Genomic DNA, 17,732 nt, shown 5'->3' with positions numbered 1-17,732 from the left:
GTGGGGACGACGACTCCGGTCGCCGTCCCCACCCTCAGTTAACGCGCGACCACCGTCTCGTAGGCTTGCGGAGTGCCCCGACTCACGCGCCTCGCCGGACCGGCGCTCCTCGTGCTCGCGGCGTTCCTCAGCCTCCTGGCCGCCCTGGCGCTCGGTGGGGCCGCGGCCCCGCTTCCCCTGGCCGACCCCGGCGCCGTCGTGCGCTTCGGCCTCCCGATCGCGACGCTCCTCGTCGACCTGGGTGCGGCCCTCACGATCGGGACCCTCGCGCTCGCTTCGTTCGCGCTGGCGCCCGATCGGCCCGAATGGGGTCGAGCCCTCGATCTGGCGTCGGGAGCGGCCGCGTTCTGGACCATCGCCTCCTGCGCGACCGGCTTCTTCACCTTCCTCAGCGTGGCGAACGTCCGCGTCACGCTCGACGACACCTTCGGCCAGTCGCTGGCGTTCTTCCTGACCGGCACCGACCTCGGGCTGGCCTGGCTCGTGTCGACGCTCATCGCCGCCGCGGTCACCGTGCTCTGTTTCGCGGTCCGGAACGTCACGCTCGTCCTCCTGGTGACGCTCCTCGCGGGCGGTGCCCTCGTGCCGATCGCACAGCAGGGTCACGCCGCCGGGGCGAGTTCGCACGTGCAGGCCGTCACCGCTCTGGCCGTGCACATCCTGGCCGCTGCCGTGTGGCTCGGCGGTCTGCTGGCCGTCGTCCTGCTCCGGCCCGCGCTCGAGCGGGGTCGGGTCGGCGTCGTCCTGTCGCGCTACTCGACCCTCGCGCTCGTCTGTTTCACGGCGGTGGCGGTGTCGGGCGTGGTCAGCGCGCAGATCCGGATCGGCTCGTGGTCGGAGCTCGGCTCGCCCTACGGACTCCTCGTCGTCGTGAAGTCGGTCGCGCTGCTCCTGCTGGGGCTCTTCGGGGTCGTCCACCGGCGGGTGCTCATCGCGCGCGTCCAGAACCGCCTGGAGGCGCAGCGGGCGCCGTTCGGGTGGTTCGTGGCCGCCGAGCTCGCCGTCCTCGGTGTCGCGTCGGGAGTCGCGGCGGCCCTGGGGCGGACGGAGACGCCCGTCGCGCAGTCGGTCCTGAGCGACACGGCGGCGCTGACGCCGGCGGAGGTCCTCACGACGGCGAAGCTCCCGCCCGAGTTCACGCCGGTCCGGTGGCTCTCGACCGCGAACGTCGATCTGCCGTGGCTCCTGCTGTCGGCGTTCCTCGTGAGCGTGTACGTCGTCGGGGTCGTCCGCCTGCGGCGTCGCGGTGAGGCCTGGCCCACGCGCCGCGTCGTGAGCTGGGTGCTCGGCGTCCTCGTGCTGGCCTGGGCGACGAGCGGGGCGCCCGACGTCTACGAGCGCTACCTGATGAGCACGCACCTGCTCGTGCTGGCGCTGGTCCTCTTCGTGGTGCCCCTGCTCCTGGTGCCGGCGGCTCCGTGGACTCTCGCCCTGCTCGCCGTCGGGAAGCGCACCGACGGCAGCCGAGGCGCCCGGGAGTGGGCACTTCTGGTCGTGCAGTCGCGCTTCGCCGCGCTGCTCTCGCACCCGGTGGCAGGAGCCGCCCTGGTCGCCCTGTCCGTCTGGGCCTGGACCTCGACGCCCCTCCAGCGCTGGGCCGTCGAGAGCTACGCCGGGCACACGGTGTTCGTGCTCGAGAGCGTCCTCGTGGGCTGGCTCTTCGTGGCGTCGCTGGTGGGTCGCGACCCGGTGCCCCTCCGTGCGGGGACAGGCGTCCGCTTCGGCCTCCTGGGCCTCGTCGCGGCGGTCACCGCGATCGTGGCGACCATCCTCGCGACGTCGTCGGCCCTGCGACTCGCCGCCTGGTACGGGGCGCTGGGCCGGACGTGGGGCCCGCCCCCACTCGTCGACCAGCAGATCGGCGGGGTCGTGCTCGGCGTGGTCGGTCTGGTCGTCTGCGCCGCCCTCGCGGTCGGCGTGCTGCGCGAGGGCGGCACCAGCAGCCTCGGCGAGGGCCGCGGCGTCCTCCGCGAGGGCCGCGGCGTCAGACGGTGACGGGGGCCGTCTCGGCCGCCATCAGCTCACGCACCATCGGGGCGACCTCGCGCCCATAGAGGCCGATGCTCTTCATCATGTGCTCGTGGGGCAGGAGACCCATGCTGTAGCGCATGTCGAAGCGCGACGCCCCGAGCAGGGTGAGGTTCCGGGCGATCTTCCGGGCCACCGTCTCGGGGGAGCCGGCGTAGAGGGCGCCCTCGGGACCGGCGCTGGCGAGGAACTGCTCGCGCGAGTAGGGCGGCCAGCCGCGCTCGCGACCGAGCTGGTTGGTCTGCGCCTCCTGATACGGGTACAGGATCTCCAGGGCCTCCTCGTCGGTGGCTGCGACGAAACCGGGGGAGTGCATCGCGATCGGCTGGAGCGGGTTGCCGAACTCGCCCAGCGCCCGACGGTACAGGTCGGCGTACGGCTCGAACTGCGCGGGGCGCCCGCCGATGATGGCGAGGAAGAGCGGGAATCCGTAGTGCGCCGCGCGGATGACCGACTGCGGCGACCCGCCCACGCCCACCCAGGTCTTCAGGGAGCCGGACTCCGGCCGCGGGTAGACCCACTGGTCGGTCAGCGAGCCGCGCTTCGTGCCCTTCCAGGTGACGGGGGCGTCCTTCAGGAGTTCGGCGAAGAGCTCGATCTTCTCCTCGAAGAGGGCCTCGTAGTCGCCGAGGTCGAGGCCGAAGAGCGGGAACGACTCGGTGAACGAGCCGCGGCCGAGGATGACCTCGGCGCGCCCGTTGGCGAGAGCGTCGACGGTCGCGAATCGCTCGTAGACCCGGACCGGGTCGTCGGAGCTGAGGACCGTCACGGCCGAACCCATCCGGATGTTCTCCGTGCGCGCGGCGATCGCGCCGAGCACGACCTCCGGGGCCGAGACGGCGAAGTCGACGCGGTGGTGCTCGCCGACGCCGATGAAGTCGAGGCCGATCTCGTCGGCGAGGACGGCCTGGTCGACGAGGTTCCGGATCGACTGCGCGTGCGTGAGCGGCGCGACGCCGAGCGGCGTCCCGCTCACCGGCTCGGTGACGTCTCCGAACGTGTCGAGGCCGAGCTCGATCGGGAAGGGCGGGTGGACTGCGGGCTGGTCGGTCATGGAATCCCCATCTCTATGCGTTTGCATACTACCAACACAGCGGCGCGCGCACTATTCCCCCAGTGTCCTCCCGGGTCGCTCCGTGGGCGCAGGAGCCAGCGCCGCCGCCGCAGCGCGCGCATCCTGCTCCGTCATCGTCACCGCCGCCGACGGACCGCGCAGCGTCTCGACCACGAGCCCCGGCCCGCGGCGCACCACGAGCGCGACGGAGGCGCCGGTGTAGCGGAACCCCCAGCCGCCCCAGCGCATCGGCTCGATCGTCGTCGCGCGCGCGGTGTCGATCCGACTCCGGGACACCCGGAAGAGCAGGAATCGGAAGACCGCGGAACGGACCCGGAGTCCGCGGGCATCGACCTCCACGCGGGCGCGTGAGGTGGCCACGACGGCGAGGGCGCCGACCAGCAGGAGCCCCGGGGTCCACCAGCCCGGGCCTTCTGCCCCCGGCTCGGTGCGGGCCTCCATGGCCAGCAGCACCAGGCCGGCGACGCCCGCCGCGGCCCCCGCCGCGAGGAGCGGGAGCGAGCCGACCGTGGTGCTCCACGGGAGGGGCGCGGTGGGCGCGAGACGATCGGCGGTCTCTGCTGGCGCGGCGCCTTCCGATGCTGCCGGTGCGGCGTCGGCCGGTGTCCCCGCCGGGGCACCCGCCCGGCCGAGGAGCGCGATCGGGACGAGGCCCCAGAGGAGGCCGGCGAGCATCACGCCGAGGAGGCCGCCGAGCACGGCGGCGTCGGGACCACCTGCATCCTGCGCGGCCCAGGCGGACACGACCCAGGTGAGGGCGACGAGCGCCGCGAGGCCGGCCGCCGTGCCGGTGCCCGCGCGGAGGGTGCGCCGATCGCGCGCCGCCACTGCGACGGCCGTTCCGACGGCGGCCGCGACCGCCGCCATGCCGAGCGCCTGGGCGATGAGGATCCGCGTGTCGCCGACGGCGTCGGGCTCTCCGAGACCCGGCCAGTGCGTCGGCAGGCGGGGACCGAGATCCGGCCCGACGGCCCAGGCACCGGCCCCGGAGACGAGCACGGGGAGCCACAGGCACGCCACGGCGAACGCCCGGAGGCGGCGGTCCATCACGGATGTCATGCAACATATCTATCCGAAAAACCACTCGAGATCAAGAGAGCTGAGATGCCGAAGCGGCAACGACTATCCGCATAACGCGACGGAACGGCATTGACGCCGTCTCGCGGCATCCGATTGGGTTGCACAACCCCGATCCCCCGCTGTTCCACCAGACCGAGCTGGAGTCCAGATGACCGCAACGACGCCCACCCCGACGACGCAGTCTGTCGACACCAAGGGACTGAAGGGGGGTTCCCTCGGGCTCGTGTCGAGCATCGTCGTGGGTGTCGCCTCCACGGCCCCCGCCTACAGCCTGGCCGCGAGCCTCGGCTTCATCGTCATCGGCGGAGCCTCGTTCGCGGGCGTCCACGCCCCCGGCATCATCCTGCTGGCGTTCATCCCGATGTACCTCATCGCCGTCGCGTACCAGGAGCTCAACAAGGCCGAACCCGACTGCGGCACCACGTTCACCTGGGCGAGCCGGGCCTTCGGGCCGATCACCGGCTGGATGGGCGGCTGGGGGATCATCGTCGCCGACGTCATCGTCATGGCGAACCTGGCGCAGATCGCCGGGTCCTACTCGTTCACGTTCGTCGGGAGCTTCGGCCTCCCGGCCGTCGCGGCGCTGTCGTCCAACGTGGTCGCCACGACGCTCGCAGGAGTCGCGTGGATCGCCATCATGACCTGGATCTGCTACCGGGGCATCGAGATCTCGGCCCGCCTGCAGTACTTCCTGCTCGCGTTCGAGGTCGTCATCCTCATCGCCTTCGCCGTCTTCGCGCTGGTGAAGGTCTACTCGGGCAACGCGGAGTCGTACTCCCTCATCCCCTCGTGGGACTGGTTCAACCCCTTCGGCCTCGACCCGGCCAAGACCATCGCGCCCGCCATGCTCACCGCCATCTTTATCTACTGGGGCTGGGACACCGCGGTCTCGGTCAACGAGGAGACCAAGGACCCGGAGAAGACCCCCGGCCGCGCCGCGGTCATCTCCACGCTGCTCCTGCTGGTCACGTACGCCCTGGTCGCCGTCGCCACCATCGCCTTCGCCGGCGTCGGCGAGAAGGGCATCGGTCTGGCGAACCCGGACAACGCCGGAGACGTGTTCTCCGCCATCGGCCCGGCCCTCTTCGGCGGCGGCGCGGTCGGCTCCGTCCTGATGGCGCTGCTCGGCTTCTCGATCCTCACGTCGGCGTCCGCCTCGACGCAGACGACGATCCTGCCGACCGCCCGGACCTCGCTCTCGATGGCCGTCTACAAGGCGCTGCCCGCGAAGTTCGCCCGGATCCACCCGAAGTACCTCACCCCGACCTGGTCGACGATCGGCATGGGGATCGTGTCCGTCGCGTTCTTCCTGATCTTCACGGCGATCAGCGTCAACCTGCTCAACGCCCTCATCGGCTCCATCGGCCTCATGATCGCGTTCTACTACGGCCTCACCGGCTTCGCGTGCGTCTGGTACTACCGCAAGACGCTCTTCACCTCGGCCCGCAACCTCGTCATGCGGGGGATCTTCCCGCTGGTCGGCGGCGTGATGCTCCTCGCGGTCTTCGTCTACGGCGCCGTGCAGTTCGCGGCTCCGGACTGGCTCACGGACGATGCGGGCAACAACGTGACGATCTTCGGCGTCGGCGCGGAGTTCGTCGTCGGGATCGGCGGTCTGCTGATCGGTGCCGTGATCATGGTCGTCTGGTGGATCGTGAAGCCCGACTTCTTCCGCGGCCGGACCCTGGTGAAGCGGGCCGACTACGTGCTCGCACCGGGCGAGGGCGTCGTCGCGAACTTCGGACTCCCCGACTCCGGGTACTTCCCCACCGTGGTCTCGCCCGACCTGTCGAACCTGCCCACGGGCGCCGTCGCGATCAACACCAAGACCGGGCGCCGCGTCCGGGGCGACCGCCACACGGGCCCCGCCGCGGACACCACCGAGACCCCCACCACCCCCGACGAAAGCAAGTAGTCACCCCATGAGGATCCTCATCATCGGCGCCGGCGGCGTCGGCTCCGCCGCCGTGCGCATCGCTGTCCGACGCGACTTCTTCGACGCCCTCGTCGTCGCCGACTACGACCCGGCGAGGCCGACCGCGCTCGTCGCGGCAGTGGGCGACCCGCGGCTCGTCGCGGCCCAGGTCGACGCGTCCTCGGCGGAATCCGTGGCCGCCCTCATCCGGGAGCACGAGGTCACCCACGTGCTCAACGCCGTCGACCCGCGATTCGTGATGCCGATCTTCGACGGCGCGTTCGCGGCCGGTGCCACCTACCTCGACATGGCGATGAGCCTGTCGAAACCGCACCCCACCGCCCCCCACGAGGAGACCGGCGTCAAGCTGGGCGACGAGCAGTTCGCCGCCGCCTCCGCGTGGGAGGAGGCCGGAGCGCTGGCGCTCGTCGGCATCGGAGTCGAGCCCGGTCTCTCCGACGTGTTCGCCCGCTACGCGGAGGACGAGCTGTTCAGCGAGATCGACGAGCTCGGCGTCCGCGACGGCGCCAACCTCGTCGTCGAGGGCTACGACTTCGCACCGTCCTTCTCCATCTGGACGACCATCGAGGAGTGCCTCAACCCGCCCGTCGTCTACGAGAAGGACCGCGGCTGGTACACCACCGCGCCGTTCTCCGAGCCCGAGGTGTTCGACTTCCCCGAGGGCATCGGCCCGGTCGAGTGCGTCAACGTCGAGCACGAGGAGGTCCTCCTCATGCCGCGGTGGACCTCCGCCAAGCGCGTCACCTTCAAGTACGGCCTGGGCAACGAGTTCATCGAGGTGCTGAAGACGCTCCACATGCTCGGCCTCGACAGCACCGTGCCGATCAACGTGAAGGGGCAGCAGGTCTCCCCCCGCGACGTGGTCGCCGCCGCGCTGCCCGACCCCGCCACCCTGGGCGACCGCATGAGCGGGAAGACCTGCGCCGGCGTCTGGGTCACCGGGAAGGGCAAGGACGGTCAGCCGCGCTCCACGTACCTCTACCACGTGGTCGACAACGAGCAGACGATGGCCGAGTACGAGTCGCAGGCCGTCGTCTGGCAGACCGCGATCAACCCCGTCATCGCGCTGGAGCTGCTCGCCACCGGGGTGTGGTCGGGCAAGGGTGTTCTGGGGCCGGAGGCGTTCCCCGCCGGACCGTTCCTGTCGCTGCTCGGCGGAGCCGCCCCCGCGGGGTACGGCTCGCCGTGGGGCATGGAGGAGAAGGCGCTCTAGCGGCGCTGTGTCGGCGCCGTCGGCAATGCAGGCTGGGGAGCGCCGCGCATGCGGCGCGGCCCGGCGCCGCGGCGGGCAGGGCTCCGCCCAGCCTGCATTGCCGACGGCGGGCGCGGCCGGCGCGGGCGGGCGTCCCGCCCGCCGCTCAGCGCCCTAGCCGGCAGCCGGACCGCCCCGCCGGTACCGGCTCACGATGACGGCGCTCTTCGCCGGCCCCGTGGCCGCCCAGCGCATTCCCCAGCCCGAGTCGTCCGCGGCCGACACGAGCCCGACGTAGACGTCCGGCTCGCACCCGTGCACGACCTCGGTGCCCGGCACCCAGTCGTGGAAGGGTCGCCCGTCGGCGAACTCCACGTGCCACAGGGAGCCCTCGCGGCGGAGGAACCGGGTCGCGGAGACCGGGAGGTCACCGGCCGGGTGGTGCAGCACGCCCTCCTCGCGCCACTCGATGAGCCCGGGGACGTACGCGACGAAGCGGGCGTGGCCGTCGACGAGCATCCTGCGGGCCTCGCCGTCGGCGCGATCGTCGAGGATCTGTCGCTCGAGGCGCCATGTGCCGAGGAGGGCGGCCGGGTCGTCGAGGTCGAGGGGTTCCACCCGCGCGAGTGTAGCCGCGGAGGCCGCCGGGACCGGGCAGCCCCTCAGCGGACGGGCGCCTCGGCCACGCGCCGCGACGGCAGGATCGTCCGCAGCGACACCTTCTTGGAGTACTCGATCGACCCGTAGCGGAACAGCCGGACGGCGATCTGCAGCACGATGATCCCGAGCACGAACTGCTCCACGATCACCCCGATCGCCTCGGGCGCCGACAGCGAGCCGAAGCCGTTCCGCAGCATGGCGGTGACCGGCGCCGAGTAGGGGAACCAGGTGAAGACCTGCACGATCAGCGAGCCCGGGTCGGAGACGATGAGGGTCACCGTGTAGAACGGGATGAAGATGAGCGCCATCATGACGCCGAAGATCTGGCCGGCCTCTTTGGCGGTCGGCATGATCGCCCCGACGGCGACGAGGGTGCCGGTGAAGAGGGTGAATCCGCCGATGAGCAGGAGTGCTCCGACGGCCATCTGGAACGGGTCGATCTGCAGGTTGGCCAGGTCGAGGGCCGGCAGGTTGAGCGAGCTGCGGAAGAACAGGTAGCCGATCACGACGGGCAGCGCGAAGACGATCATCTGCACGAGGCCGACGATGAAGAGCGAGATCACCTTGCCGAGGATGAGCGTCGTGGGGTTGAGGGTGGTGAGGATCATCTCCGTGACCCGGTTCTCCTTCTCCTCCAGCGTCGAGGTGAGCATCTGGTTGCCCAGCATCAGGATGACGACGTAGAAGATCGCGAGGAACAGCAGCGGCGGGATGACGCTCCCGATCCCACCCGACACGCGGCCTCCCGCTCCGTACGCGACCGCGTCGACGGGCGCGTCGCCCTTCACGAGCGTCGTCAGGCGCGCGTCGCCGACCTTCGCCTCCGCGCTCGCAGTGAGGATCTGCGTGGCGACCGAGGAGTACTTCCCGTTGTCGAAGATCCCCTTGTCGACGCCGTAGACCTTCGTGGCCTGCTTGGCGGGATCCGCGGGGTAGGCGAAGAAGGCGTCGAGCGTCCCCTTCTTCACGGCGGCGATCGCGGCGTCGGCGTCGGCCGCCTTCGTCCCGCCCACGGCCGAGACGACGGCGGGGTCGATCACGCCGCTGGCGTCCGTGTACGAGAACGTGAAGCGGGCGTTCTTCTGCGAGCTGACGATGTTGTCGGTCGAGGAGCTCGACCCGGCGACGAGGGCGACGACGATGCCGATGATCACCGGGACGATGAGGGTCGCGATCCAGAATCGCCGCTTCGTCAGGGTGCGCGTCACCTCGAAGGAGACCACCGTGCCCAGGTTGTGCCGTGCCATGTCAGACCCCCGCCCCGGCGAGTTCCGCCGCGTTCTCGTCGCCGTAGACCCGGAGGAAGATGTCGTCCAGGCTGAGTTTGCTCGTCTCGAAGCCGCGCACCTGCACGCCGGCGTCGACGAGGTCGCGCAGGATCCGGGCCTCGTCGACCGTGTCGGTCACGGTGAGCTCGGCGTAGTTCCGCTCCCGGAGGCTCACGTCGTAGTGCGCCGAGGCCGGGATCTCGCCGGAGTACTTGAGGCGGATGGTGGTGCCGCCGAACTGGTCCTGGACCTCGGGGATGGTGCCGTAGGCCTCGGCCTCGCCGTTCTTGAGCAGGACGACGCGGTCGCAGAGCCGCTCCACCTCCTCCATCTGGTGCGTCACCATGAGCACCGTCGCCCCGTTCCGCTTCTGCTCGCCGATGATGTCCATCAGCAGGCGGCGGTTGACGGGGTCGAAGCCCTTGGTGGGCTCGTCGAGGATGAGGAGCTCCGGCTCGTTCATGATCGTCACGCCGAGCTGGACCTTCTGCTGCTGCCCGCCCGAGAGCTTGTCGAGGCGCGTGCCTGCCTTGTCGTCGAGCTGGACACGCTCGAGGTAGCGGTGGGACCAGGCCAGGGCATCCTGCTTGCCGAGGCCTTTGAGGCGGCCGAAGTAGGTCATCACGTCGATGACCGACTCCTTCTTGTAGAGGCCGCGCTCCTCCGGCAGGTAGCCGAGGCGGCTGCCCTGCTCGGGCGAGAATGGCCGGCCGTCGATGTGCAGGATGCCCGCGGTCGGCTGGTAGATGCCGAGCAGCGCGCGGATGGTCGTGGTCTTCCCCGACCCGTTCGAGCCGAGGAACCCAAAGGTCTCGCCCGCCCGGATGTCGAAGGAGAGATCGCGGATGACGGTCGTTCGACCGAAGTCCATCCGGAAGTTCTCGATGTGGACGATCGGTTCTTCGTCGGTGCTCCCCATGCCCCCGACCCTAGCGAACGGTCCCGTTCGGCAGAAGGGCCCCGCGGCATGTCGCCGAAATGTCACATGGCAGGATGCCCGGCTACTCGGGTCGGATGGTGAGCCCGTTGTCCGCCCCGATGGAGACCACGTAGCCGACGGTGAACGCGACGTCCTCGTCGATCGTGTAGTCGTGGCCGTCGTAGAGCGATTGCGCTCCGACGCGGAGGTGCGCCCGACCGGTCGCCTCGGCCACCCGCCACACGCCCGACGTCGTGGTCGCGGTGAGGCGCACCGGCGGGAAGGTCGTCATCGTCCAGGTGGGGGAGGAGGTCAGGCGGTCGTCGACCTGCTGCCCGAACGGGCATCCCGCGGGCAGGAGCACCCGCTGCGGGACGCAGGAGGTGCGGAGGTACTTCGAGACGTCCTGGCGCACCTTCTCGGTGAAGGTCGAACGCGGTGCGACGGTGACGGACGCCGTCGCGACGCCCCCGACGCTCGCCGACACGACGGTCCGCGGCGTCGCCGTGAGGTACGTGGAGTCGTGCGACAGGGAGACGACCGCCGGAGCGAGGACCGAGTAGCGCGTCGCGAGACCCGCGTTCTCGGAGGCGATCTGCACGCCGTTCGCGGTGAAGCGCGCGTCGTGGAGCGGGGTGACGTCGAGGGAGGCCGTCGGTGCGGTCGCGAAGGTCCAGCGGGTGAAGAGCCCGCCGAAGCGGCCCTCGGGCCGGACCGTGAAGTCGGTCCGGTGGGCGCGGCCCGCAGGATCCCGGAACGACGTCGTCACGACGTGCGATCCCCCCGCGGTCGCGGAGTCGGACACGATCCCGACGTCTCCGAGGAGACCCTTCTCCGACACGGTCAGGAGCGCGTCGCCCGGGGTGTCGGTCGGCTGGATCCCCGCGAACGCCAGGGCGCTCGTGGTGTCGCCTGCGTCGAGCGCGTCGACGTAGCCGCGCACGAAGCCGCCCGCACTGTAGACCGTCGCGTTCAGGACCGCCACGGCGATCACGAAGGCGATCGCGACGGCGGCGGCGAGGCCACCCCAGATGAGGGCGGCACGCGTCTTCTCCCCCACCGGCGCGGCCATTCCCCCATCCTAACTTCGACCTGTGCAGAGCCCGGCGCCCCCGGCGAGGGCCGGTAGATTGGAGGGACGATCGACGAGAGGGGTTTGCTGGTGAGTTCGATCCCCACGCTGTCGGCAGAGCAGGCGGCCGTCTACGACGCGATCGAGAACACCCGCGAGCACATCTTCGTCACGGGTCGCGCGGGCACCGGCAAGTCGACCCTGCTCAACCACCTGTCCTGGAACACCTCCAAGCAGGTCGTCATCTGCGCCCCCACGGGCGTCGCCGCGCTCAACGTCGGTGGGCAGACGATCCACTCGCTGTTCCGGCTGCCCATCGGCCTCATCGCCGACCACGACATCGAGCAGAACGCCGAGCTCCGCAAACTCCTCAACACCATCGACACGCTCGTGATCGACGAGGTGTCGATGGTCAATGCCGACCTGCTCGATGCCATCGACCGGTCGCTCCGGCAGGCCCGCCAGCGCAAGAACGAGGCGTTCGGCGGCGTGCAGGTCGTGCTCTTCGGCGACCCCTACCAGTTGGCGCCGGTCCCGGGCGACGGCGACGAGCGGGCCTACTTCACCGACCACTACCGGTCGATGTGGTTCTTCGACGCGCACGTGTGGGAGGAGGCGACGCTCCGCATCCTGGAGCTCGCCTTCATCCACCGGCAGAGCGACTCCGGCTTCAAGGAGATGCTCAACGCCGTCCGGCACGGCCGCGTCACGGCCGAGATCGCCGGAGCCCTCAACGCCGCGGGAGCCCGTCCCGTGCCGGAGGACGGCACCATCACGCTCGCGACCCGCAACGACACGGTCAACCGCATCAACAAGCTCCAGCTGGAGCGGCTGCCGGGCAGCGTCAAGACGGCCAAGGCCGAGGTGACGGGCGACTTCACCGGCCGGGCCTTCCCGGCCGACGAGGCGCTCGAACTCAAGCCGGGGGCGCAGGTGATGTTCCTCCGCAACGACTCCGATCAGCGCTGGGTCAACGGCAGCGTCGGCGTCGTCACGAAGATCCGCGACACGGTGTTCGTCGAACTCGACGGCGAGGAGGTCGAGGTGCAGCCGGCCGTGTGGGAGAAGTTCAAGTACTCCTACTCGCAGACGACCAAAGAGCTGAAGAAAGACATCGTCGCCGAGTTCCAGCAGTTCCCGCTGCGGCTGGCCTGGGCCGTGACGATCCACAAGTCGCAGGGCAAGACCTACGACAGCGCGATCGTCGACCTCGGGTCGCGGGTGTTCAGTGCCGGGCAGACGTACGTCGCGCTGAGCCGGATCACCTCGCTCGAGGGGCTCTACCTGTCGCGGCCGCTGCGACCCAGCGACATCATCGTCGACCTCGACGTGCGGCGCTTCATGTCGCAGGCCACGCGGGTGCCCGCGATCCAGGCGGGGAGCGTCGCGGGCTAGGCGGTCGTGCTCCCGTGGGGCGGGGCAGGGTGGTCCCGCGCCTCTTGTCGCTGGATGCGCGTCACGCGGCCTGACGGGACGACGCCAGGTCGTCGAAGAGCTCCTCCGTCAGGCCGTACGCCACGGCGACCTCGGCGATGACGGCCTCGCGCTCCTCCTCGGACCAGCCCGCCGCGTCGAGCTGCGCCCGGTACGTCGAGCGGAACTCGCGCGGCCGCGCGATACCGGCGAACAGGTAGAAGCCGACGCCGTTCGTCTCGAATCCGAACTGCCGCTGCATCAGGGTGCGGATGATCTGGCAGCCCGCGAGATCGCCGAGATAGCGGGTGTAGTGGTGGGCGACGAAGCCGCCGGTCGAGGTGGCGGCGACCGCCTCGATCCTGCGCACGTAGCGTTCGGTCGTGGGGAGCGGCCGGATGCGCTCCTCCCAGTCGTCTCCGATCAGGAACCTCAGGTCTTCGCGGATCGCGGGCAACCGCGTCGGCGCCGGCGAGATGAACGCGCGCGCGACCGGGTCGTCGCCTCGAGCCTCGGCCGCCTTCTCAAGCGCCCGGTAGACGAAGTGGTTCTGCGCGACGAGGCCGACGTAGTCGCTCCGGGAGCGGCGACCGGTCATCAGGTCGGTCATGAATCGCTCCGAGGCGCTCGGCCCGGCGATGGTCCGGATCGCACCGGTGCGCTCGCGGAGGACCTCCGAGAACGGGATCGCTACGGTCATGCTGCCCTCTCGCGGCCGGCTGGTTAGGTGACCCTAACTCTAGCTTTCCGGAGTGGCCGTGACCAGGGGTGTCGCCGGGAGAACGGTGGGAACGAGGCTCCTGCCCGTCTCTCGAGACCGCAGGATGCCCGGGGCTACTGCTTGACGCGCGGCTTGATGAGCTTGTCGGTGGCGTACCCGACCATGAGCAGGAGCACCGCCACGATGAAGTGCAGCAGGTTGTCGCCGCCGTTGAGCGCGAAGATGTTCGCCGCGGTGTGATCGAAGAAGAGGCCGAACGCGCCCAGGACGAGCGTGATCACGCCGACGAGGAGGTTCGCGAGCTTCGCGGCGAGGGCCGCCGAAAGGGCGCAGATGAGCAGCACGGCACCCAGGACGACGTGGATCGACGCCAGCAGCCCGTTCGAGGCGAACAGGCCGATCACGACACCGCCCTGCGGAGTGGCGAAGGGATAGGGCGTGGCGACGAAGAAGCCGAGGAGGCCGACGAGCAGCAGGACGATGCCGACGACGATGCCGAGCAGTCGGTTGGGGGACTGGCTGAGGCTGACGGACGAGCTCATGGGTGGGGCCTCCAGATGCAGGATGCGCGAAATGCTTCCGGCTCCAGACTATTGGGTCTCCGGGAGGGGCCCGGTCAGTCGACCGCGATCAGACGTCTCCGCCGGTCGACCATGTAGCTGACCGCCACCGAACCGCCGATGGCGAGGAGGGTGGGGACGAGGAGCGTGAGGCCCTGTCCGGTGAACTCGACCACGAGGACCAGGGCCGTCAGCGGGGCCTTCATCGAGGCCGAGAGGAAAGCCGCGGCCGCGACGAACGCGAAGGCGGCGATGCCCGATCCGGGCCAGACGACGAGCCACAGGCCGCCCAGGACCGCGCCGATCCCGGCTCCCAGGGCGAGAGCCGGCTGGAGCGTGCCGCCGGCCGCGCCCGCGCCGATCGTGACTGTCGTCGTGAACAGCTTGGCCACGACCGTGAGCGCGATGAAACCCAGCGAGGCCGTCGCGGCGAAACTCAGCTGACCCAGCGCGCGACCGTTGCCGAGGACGTCGGGGAGCCAGATCGAGATGACACCGACCAGCGTGAAGAGGACGGGCATGACGACGAGGATCAGCCAGTTCTTGGGGCGACGGGCTCCCGCCCACTTGATCAGGACGACGAACGCGAGAGCGGCGAACCCGATCACCGGACCGACGAGGACCGACCAGACGATCAGCGACGGGCTGAGCTCGAGCGGCGGCACGGAGTACAGCGGCGCGGCGGAGGTGACGAGGCGGGCGACGAGGGCGGCGATCGCGGACGTCGCCAGCGCCGGGATGATCGTGGCGATGCTCAGCTCGGCGAGAAGGATCTCGACGGCGAAGACGGCACCGGCCAGGGGGACGTCGTAGACGGCCGCGAGTCCTGCTCCCGCACCGCACGCCACGAGGATCCGCGTCTCGCGGGCCGTGACACCGGTCTTGCGGGTTATCCACTGAGCGACCAGCGCGGCCAGCTCGCGCGGCGCCACCTCCCGGCCGATCGAGGCGCCCAGGCCCACGATGACGATCTGGAGCGCGACGTTTCCGAGGGTGACGAGGACGGGCATCCTGCGCCCCTCGACCGCTTGCTCGACCGGGACGACCGGGCGGCCCCAGCGGCGGAGAGCCCACCAGCCGATGCCGCCGACGACGCCCGCGCTCGCGAGGGCGAGCACCTTGAGGCCGCTCGACGGCGTCGGCAGGTCGTCGAGGAAGGTCCCCTCGCCGAATCCGTAGACCAGGTGCTCGATGCCGTGCAGGGCGAAGCTGGCGGCCATGCCCGCGATGCCCGCGCCGACTCCCACGAGGAGGGTGACGAAGACGAGGCGGACGAGCCACGAGGCGTGCGCGGGGGCTGAGGTCACCCCACGATCGTAGCGAGGCGCGGGAACGGCGCCAGCCGCGCTGCGCGCCGGTGCGCGTGGTGTGTGCGTGCCGCTGCTCCTGCCCCCGCCCCTCTCGCTGCCGCTCCGGCTCCCCCTCCCGCTGCTGCTCCCCTCCCGCTCTCGCTGCCGCTCCTGCCCCTCCCGCTGCCGCTCCCCCTCCTGCTCCCGCTGCCGCCGTCGGCAACTCAGGCCGGCGGCGCCGTCCCGCCGCGGCGAGCCGCCACGCCCGGGTCTTGTTGCCGGGCCGCACCCGCGCCCGGCCTGAATTCTCGGCGCAGACGAGACCGCCCCGTCGATGCTGCACGACGGCTGCCTGCACGGCCTCGAGGATCCTGCCCCAGCTCTGCTCCACCATCCGGTAGCTCACCCGCAGGGGTGTGCGACCGTCGATCGCGATGGACAGGTCTTTGAGGCGGTCCGCCTCGAACGATGCCCCGTGGAACGCCCGTCCGTCCGTCTCCAGCCCCACGACGTCGTCGACCAGGAGGTCGACCCGCTGGCCGTTCGGCAGCGGGTGCTGGCTGCTCACGTGGTGGCCCGCGAGCCTCAGCCGTGTGCGAGTGATGCTCTCGAGGTAGCTCTCGCACGACGGATCCACCCAGGACTCGATCAGCGCGATGTCTCCCGGTAGCCCCCGGCAGAGATCGCCGAGATCGTCGAAGCGCAGGTGGTTCTCGTGAAGCGCCCAGTCGACGAGCGCGACCGCGTCTTCGAAGGGGACCTGCAGCAGGGCCTCCCGAAGGGCGTCCCACGGATCGACGGACCAGGCCGTGCCGCGTCGGACGATCTCCCGGGTGTCCCACACCACGCGCACGCCGCCGACGCGTCGGAGCCTGGACGCATTGGGCGCCACGGACACGACGATCGGCGGTTCCCTCTCGCGGAGCCACGCCCCGAGCTGGGCGAGCGCGGAGACGCCGGTGAGGCGCCCGCCGACGCGCACCGCTACGAACCGCGGATCGGACGCGGGAAGCGTCGTGTACCAGCCCCGCCGCGGGCGGCGCAGGCGACCGTCTCGCACGGCGCGCGTCAGCTCGCGATCGCTGGCGCCGGCCGCCGCCAGGTCGCGCTTGTGGAGGAAGCCGGAGCCGAGCTGGGACACGAGATCGACGAGAGAGTGCATGCGGACAGCGTGGTGTCGTGGTGAGCTCCGCCGGGGTCGCGTGTGGGCGTCTGGGGAGAACGCCGGGCCGAGTCCGTGCTGTGGGGGAGAGGTGGCGACGGATGCTTCTGCCGAGAACTCAGGCTGGACGACGCCTCCGGGCGTGCTCGCTGCGGGAACGCCGCGACCGCGGGCCCGTTCCAGCCTGAGTTGCCGCCCGGGGCGCCCGGCCGGAGATCGCGCGGATCCTGCCGGCCGCCCGGCACCGCGGCCCGCGCGCCGCCGGGTACGCTCCGAGCATGCCCCGCCCCGTCGATCCCGCGTTCGAGGCCGTCCTCCTCGCCGGAGCCGGCTGCGCGATCCTCCTGCAGCTCGCCCGTCCCGAGGTCGGTTACGGAGTCGCGAGGCACAGCGACTTCGTTCGCAATCCACTCGCCCGCCTCCACGGCACCCTGACCTACGTCTACGCGGTGACCGCCGGGACGCCCGACGATCGCGCCGTCGCGGCTCGCTACGTGAGCAGGATGCACGCCCCCGTCCACGCCGAGGCCTCCGGCTACGCACCGGCCTACGACGCGCGCGACCCCGACCTCCAGCTGTGGGTTGCGGCGACCCTCTACGACACCGGGACCCGCGTCTACGCGCGCACGCTGGGCAACCCGCCCGAGGCCGTCGCGGACGACCTGTACGTCCGGTACGCGGCCCTCGGCACGGAGCTCGACCTGCCGCCGGGGGCGTGGCCACCGGACCGCGCGGCGTTCGCCGCCTACTGGCGCGACTCCGTGGCGGCGCTGCGGGTCGACGAGACGATCCGCGGCCAGGCGGATGCGCTCTGGAGAGCGGAGGCCGCCCCGCGCTGGGTGCGGGCGCTCATGCCACTGAACCGGTTCGTGACGGCGGGCTTCCTTCCGCCGCGTGTGCGGGAGATGTACGGGATGACGTGGAACGCCGCCCGGCAGCGACGATTCGATCGGCTGTGGTCGATCGTCGCTTTCGTGTACCCGAGGCTGCCGGTGCGGCTGCGCACCGCGCCGAAGCGCTACTACCTCCGGCGGTTGCGGGCCCTGGCGGGAACGCCGCACGACAGCTGAGTGCGACTGCGGCCGGTGGGGCAGGAGCTGCGGGTCGGCATCTCAGGCTGGGCGGACGCGTCCGCGCGGCGTCGCGGGGTGCGGGCCCCGCGGGGGCCGCGCCCAGCCTGAGTTGCCCGCACGGCGTTGGCCCGCGTGGCGGCCGGTGGGGCAGGAGCCGCGGGTCGGCATCTCAGGCTGGGCGGACGCGTCCGCGCGGCGCGGCAGGGTGCGGGCCCCGCAGGGGCCGCGCCCACCCTGAGTTGCCCGCGCGGAAGCGCGGCAGGCCGCGCCAGCGGCGGGACGCC

General features: G+C 71.1%; 15 protein-coding genes. 6 read left to right on the top strand and 9 right to left on the bottom strand.

Annotation, left to right across the window (positions count from 1 at the left end; genetic code table 11):
* Positions 1–72: 72 nt before the first annotated feature.
* On the top strand, positions 73–1,995 hold the full coding sequence (locus AS850_RS14985; protein ID WP_119869843.1) for a cytochrome c oxidase assembly protein: 1,923 nt from the start codon (positions 73–75) through the stop codon (positions 1,993–1,995).
* On the opposite strand, the gene AS850_RS14980 is transcribed toward AS850_RS14985, so the two are convergent.
* Positions 1,985–3,082, bottom strand: a complete 1,098-nt coding sequence (locus AS850_RS14980) for an LLM class flavin-dependent oxidoreductase (protein ID WP_119869842.1) — start codon at positions 3,080–3,082, stop codon at positions 1,985–1,987. The two genes, AS850_RS14985 and AS850_RS14980, sit on opposite strands and share 11 nt — an antisense overlap.
* Positions 3,083–3,133: 51 nt before the next feature.
* Positions 3,134–4,162 (bottom strand): hypothetical protein, encoded by a 1,029-nt coding sequence (locus AS850_RS14975; RefSeq protein WP_123955549.1) that lies wholly within the window; start codon positions 4,160–4,162, stop codon positions 3,134–3,136.
* Positions 4,163–4,331: 169 nt separating this feature from the next.
* Between AS850_RS14975 and AS850_RS14970 the strand changes: the two genes are divergently transcribed.
* A complete protein-coding gene (locus tag AS850_RS14970) occupies positions 4,332–6,098 on the top strand; it encodes an APC family permease (RefSeq protein WP_119869840.1) in 1,767 nt (588 codons plus the stop codon).
* Between the two features lie 7 nt (positions 6,099–6,105).
* The gene (locus AS850_RS14965) at positions 6,106–7,332 is read left to right on the top strand and encodes a saccharopine dehydrogenase family protein (RefSeq protein ID WP_119869839.1); all 1,227 of its coding nucleotides are present in this window, start codon (positions 6,106–6,108) and stop codon (positions 7,330–7,332) included.
* Between the two features lie 153 nt (positions 7,333–7,485).
* On the opposite strand, the gene AS850_RS14960 is transcribed toward AS850_RS14965, so the two are convergent.
* From AS850_RS14960 to AS850_RS14945, 4 genes are all read right to left on the bottom strand, one after another.
* Positions 7,486–7,929: a DUF6314 family protein gene (locus tag AS850_RS14960; protein WP_119869838.1), complete on the bottom strand. Its 444-nt coding sequence runs from the start codon at positions 7,927–7,929 to the stop codon at positions 7,486–7,488.
* A gap of 44 nt (positions 7,930–7,973) precedes the next feature.
* Positions 7,974–9,218 (bottom strand): ABC transporter permease, encoded by a 1,245-nt coding sequence (locus AS850_RS14955; protein ID WP_119869837.1) that lies wholly within the window; start codon positions 9,216–9,218, stop codon positions 7,974–7,976.
* Between the two features lies 1 nt (position 9,219).
* Entirely contained in the window at positions 9,220–10,158 is a 939-nt protein-coding gene (locus AS850_RS14950) for an ABC transporter ATP-binding protein (protein ID WP_236940755.1), read from the bottom strand.
* Between the two features lie 82 nt (positions 10,159–10,240).
* Positions 10,241–11,230 (bottom strand): hypothetical protein, encoded by a 990-nt coding sequence (locus AS850_RS14945; RefSeq protein ID WP_119869836.1) that lies wholly within the window; start codon positions 11,228–11,230, stop codon positions 10,241–10,243.
* A 90-nt stretch (positions 11,231–11,320) separates the two neighbouring features.
* Here AS850_RS14945 and AS850_RS14940 point away from each other — a divergent pair, with 90 nt between their 5' ends.
* Positions 11,321–12,625, top strand: coding sequence for an ATP-dependent DNA helicase (locus AS850_RS14940; RefSeq protein ID WP_119869835.1), 1,305 nt, complete (start codon positions 11,321–11,323; stop codon positions 12,623–12,625).
* 61 nt (positions 12,626–12,686) lie between these two features.
* On the opposite strand, the gene AS850_RS14935 is transcribed toward AS850_RS14940, so the two are convergent.
* The 3 genes from AS850_RS14935 to AS850_RS14925 all read right to left on the bottom strand — a co-directional run bounded on the left by AS850_RS14935 (position 12,687) and on the right by AS850_RS14925 (position 15,231).
* Positions 12,687–13,343, bottom strand: a complete 657-nt coding sequence (locus AS850_RS14935) for a biliverdin-producing heme oxygenase (RefSeq protein WP_119869834.1) — start codon at positions 13,341–13,343, stop codon at positions 12,687–12,689.
* A 134-nt stretch (positions 13,344–13,477) separates the two neighbouring features.
* On the bottom strand, positions 13,478–13,906 hold the full coding sequence (locus AS850_RS14930; RefSeq protein WP_119869833.1) for a DUF4383 domain-containing protein: 429 nt from the start codon (positions 13,904–13,906) through the stop codon (positions 13,478–13,480).
* 74 nt (positions 13,907–13,980) lie between these two features.
* Positions 13,981–15,231, bottom strand: coding sequence for a chloride channel protein (locus AS850_RS14925; protein WP_236940754.1), 1,251 nt, complete (start codon positions 15,229–15,231; stop codon positions 13,981–13,983).
* Positions 15,232–15,919: 688 nt separating this feature from the next.
* On the opposite strand from AS850_RS14925, the gene AS850_RS14920 reads away from it, so the two are divergent.
* On the top strand, positions 15,920–16,399 hold the full coding sequence (locus AS850_RS14920; RefSeq protein ID WP_119869832.1) for a hypothetical protein: 480 nt from the start codon (positions 15,920–15,922) through the stop codon (positions 16,397–16,399).
* 254 nt (positions 16,400–16,653) lie between these two features.
* Complete coding sequence (locus tag AS850_RS14915; protein WP_119869831.1) at positions 16,654–17,445, top strand: oxygenase MpaB family protein; 792 nt, start codon at positions 16,654–16,656, stop codon at positions 17,443–17,445.
* The last annotated feature ends 287 nt before the right edge of the window (positions 17,446–17,732 follow it).

Origin of the sequence: Frondihabitans sp. 762G35 (assembly GCF_002074055.1) — a bacterium.
Taxonomy (GTDB): Bacteria; Actinomycetota; Actinomycetes; order Actinomycetales; family Microbacteriaceae; genus Frondihabitans.
Note: the sequence above shows the minus strand (reverse complement) of the source record. Positions and strands in the feature narration are given on the sequence as shown.

What these genes read in the sequence shown, in the direction of transcription:
- AS850_RS14980 (WP_119869842.1), bottom strand. Translation starts at nt 3,082, where the DNA reads ATGACCGACCAGCCCGCAGTCCACCCGCCCTTCCCGATCGAGCTCGGC.
- AS850_RS14975 (WP_123955549.1), bottom strand. Translation starts at nt 4,162, where the DNA reads ATGACATCCGTGATGGACCGCCGCCTCCGGGCGTTCGCCGTGGCGTGC.
- AS850_RS14970 (WP_119869840.1), top strand. Translation starts at nt 4,332, where the DNA reads ATGACCGCAACGACGCCCACCCCGACGACGCAGTCTGTCGACACCAAG.
- AS850_RS14965 (WP_119869839.1), top strand. Translation starts at nt 6,106, where the DNA reads ATGAGGATCCTCATCATCGGCGCCGGCGGCGTCGGCTCCGCCGCCGTG.
- AS850_RS14955 (WP_119869837.1), bottom strand. Translation starts at nt 9,218, where the DNA reads ATGGCACGGCACAACCTGGGCACGGTGGTCTCCTTCGAGGTGACGCGC.
- AS850_RS14950 (WP_236940755.1), bottom strand. Translation starts at nt 10,158, where the DNA reads ATGGGGAGCACCGACGAAGAACCGATCGTCCACATCGAGAACTTCCGG.
- AS850_RS14945 (WP_119869836.1), bottom strand. Translation starts at nt 11,230, where the DNA reads ATGGCCGCGCCGGTGGGGGAGAAGACGCGTGCCGCCCTCATCTGGGGT.
- AS850_RS14935 (WP_119869834.1), bottom strand. Translation starts at nt 13,343, where the DNA reads ATGACCGTAGCGATCCCGTTCTCGGAGGTCCTCCGCGAGCGCACCGGT.
- AS850_RS14930 (WP_119869833.1), bottom strand. Translation starts at nt 13,906, where the DNA reads ATGAGCTCGTCCGTCAGCCTCAGCCAGTCCCCCAACCGACTGCTCGGC.
- AS850_RS14915 (WP_119869831.1), top strand. Translation starts at nt 16,654, where the DNA reads ATGCCCCGCCCCGTCGATCCCGCGTTCGAGGCCGTCCTCCTCGCCGGA.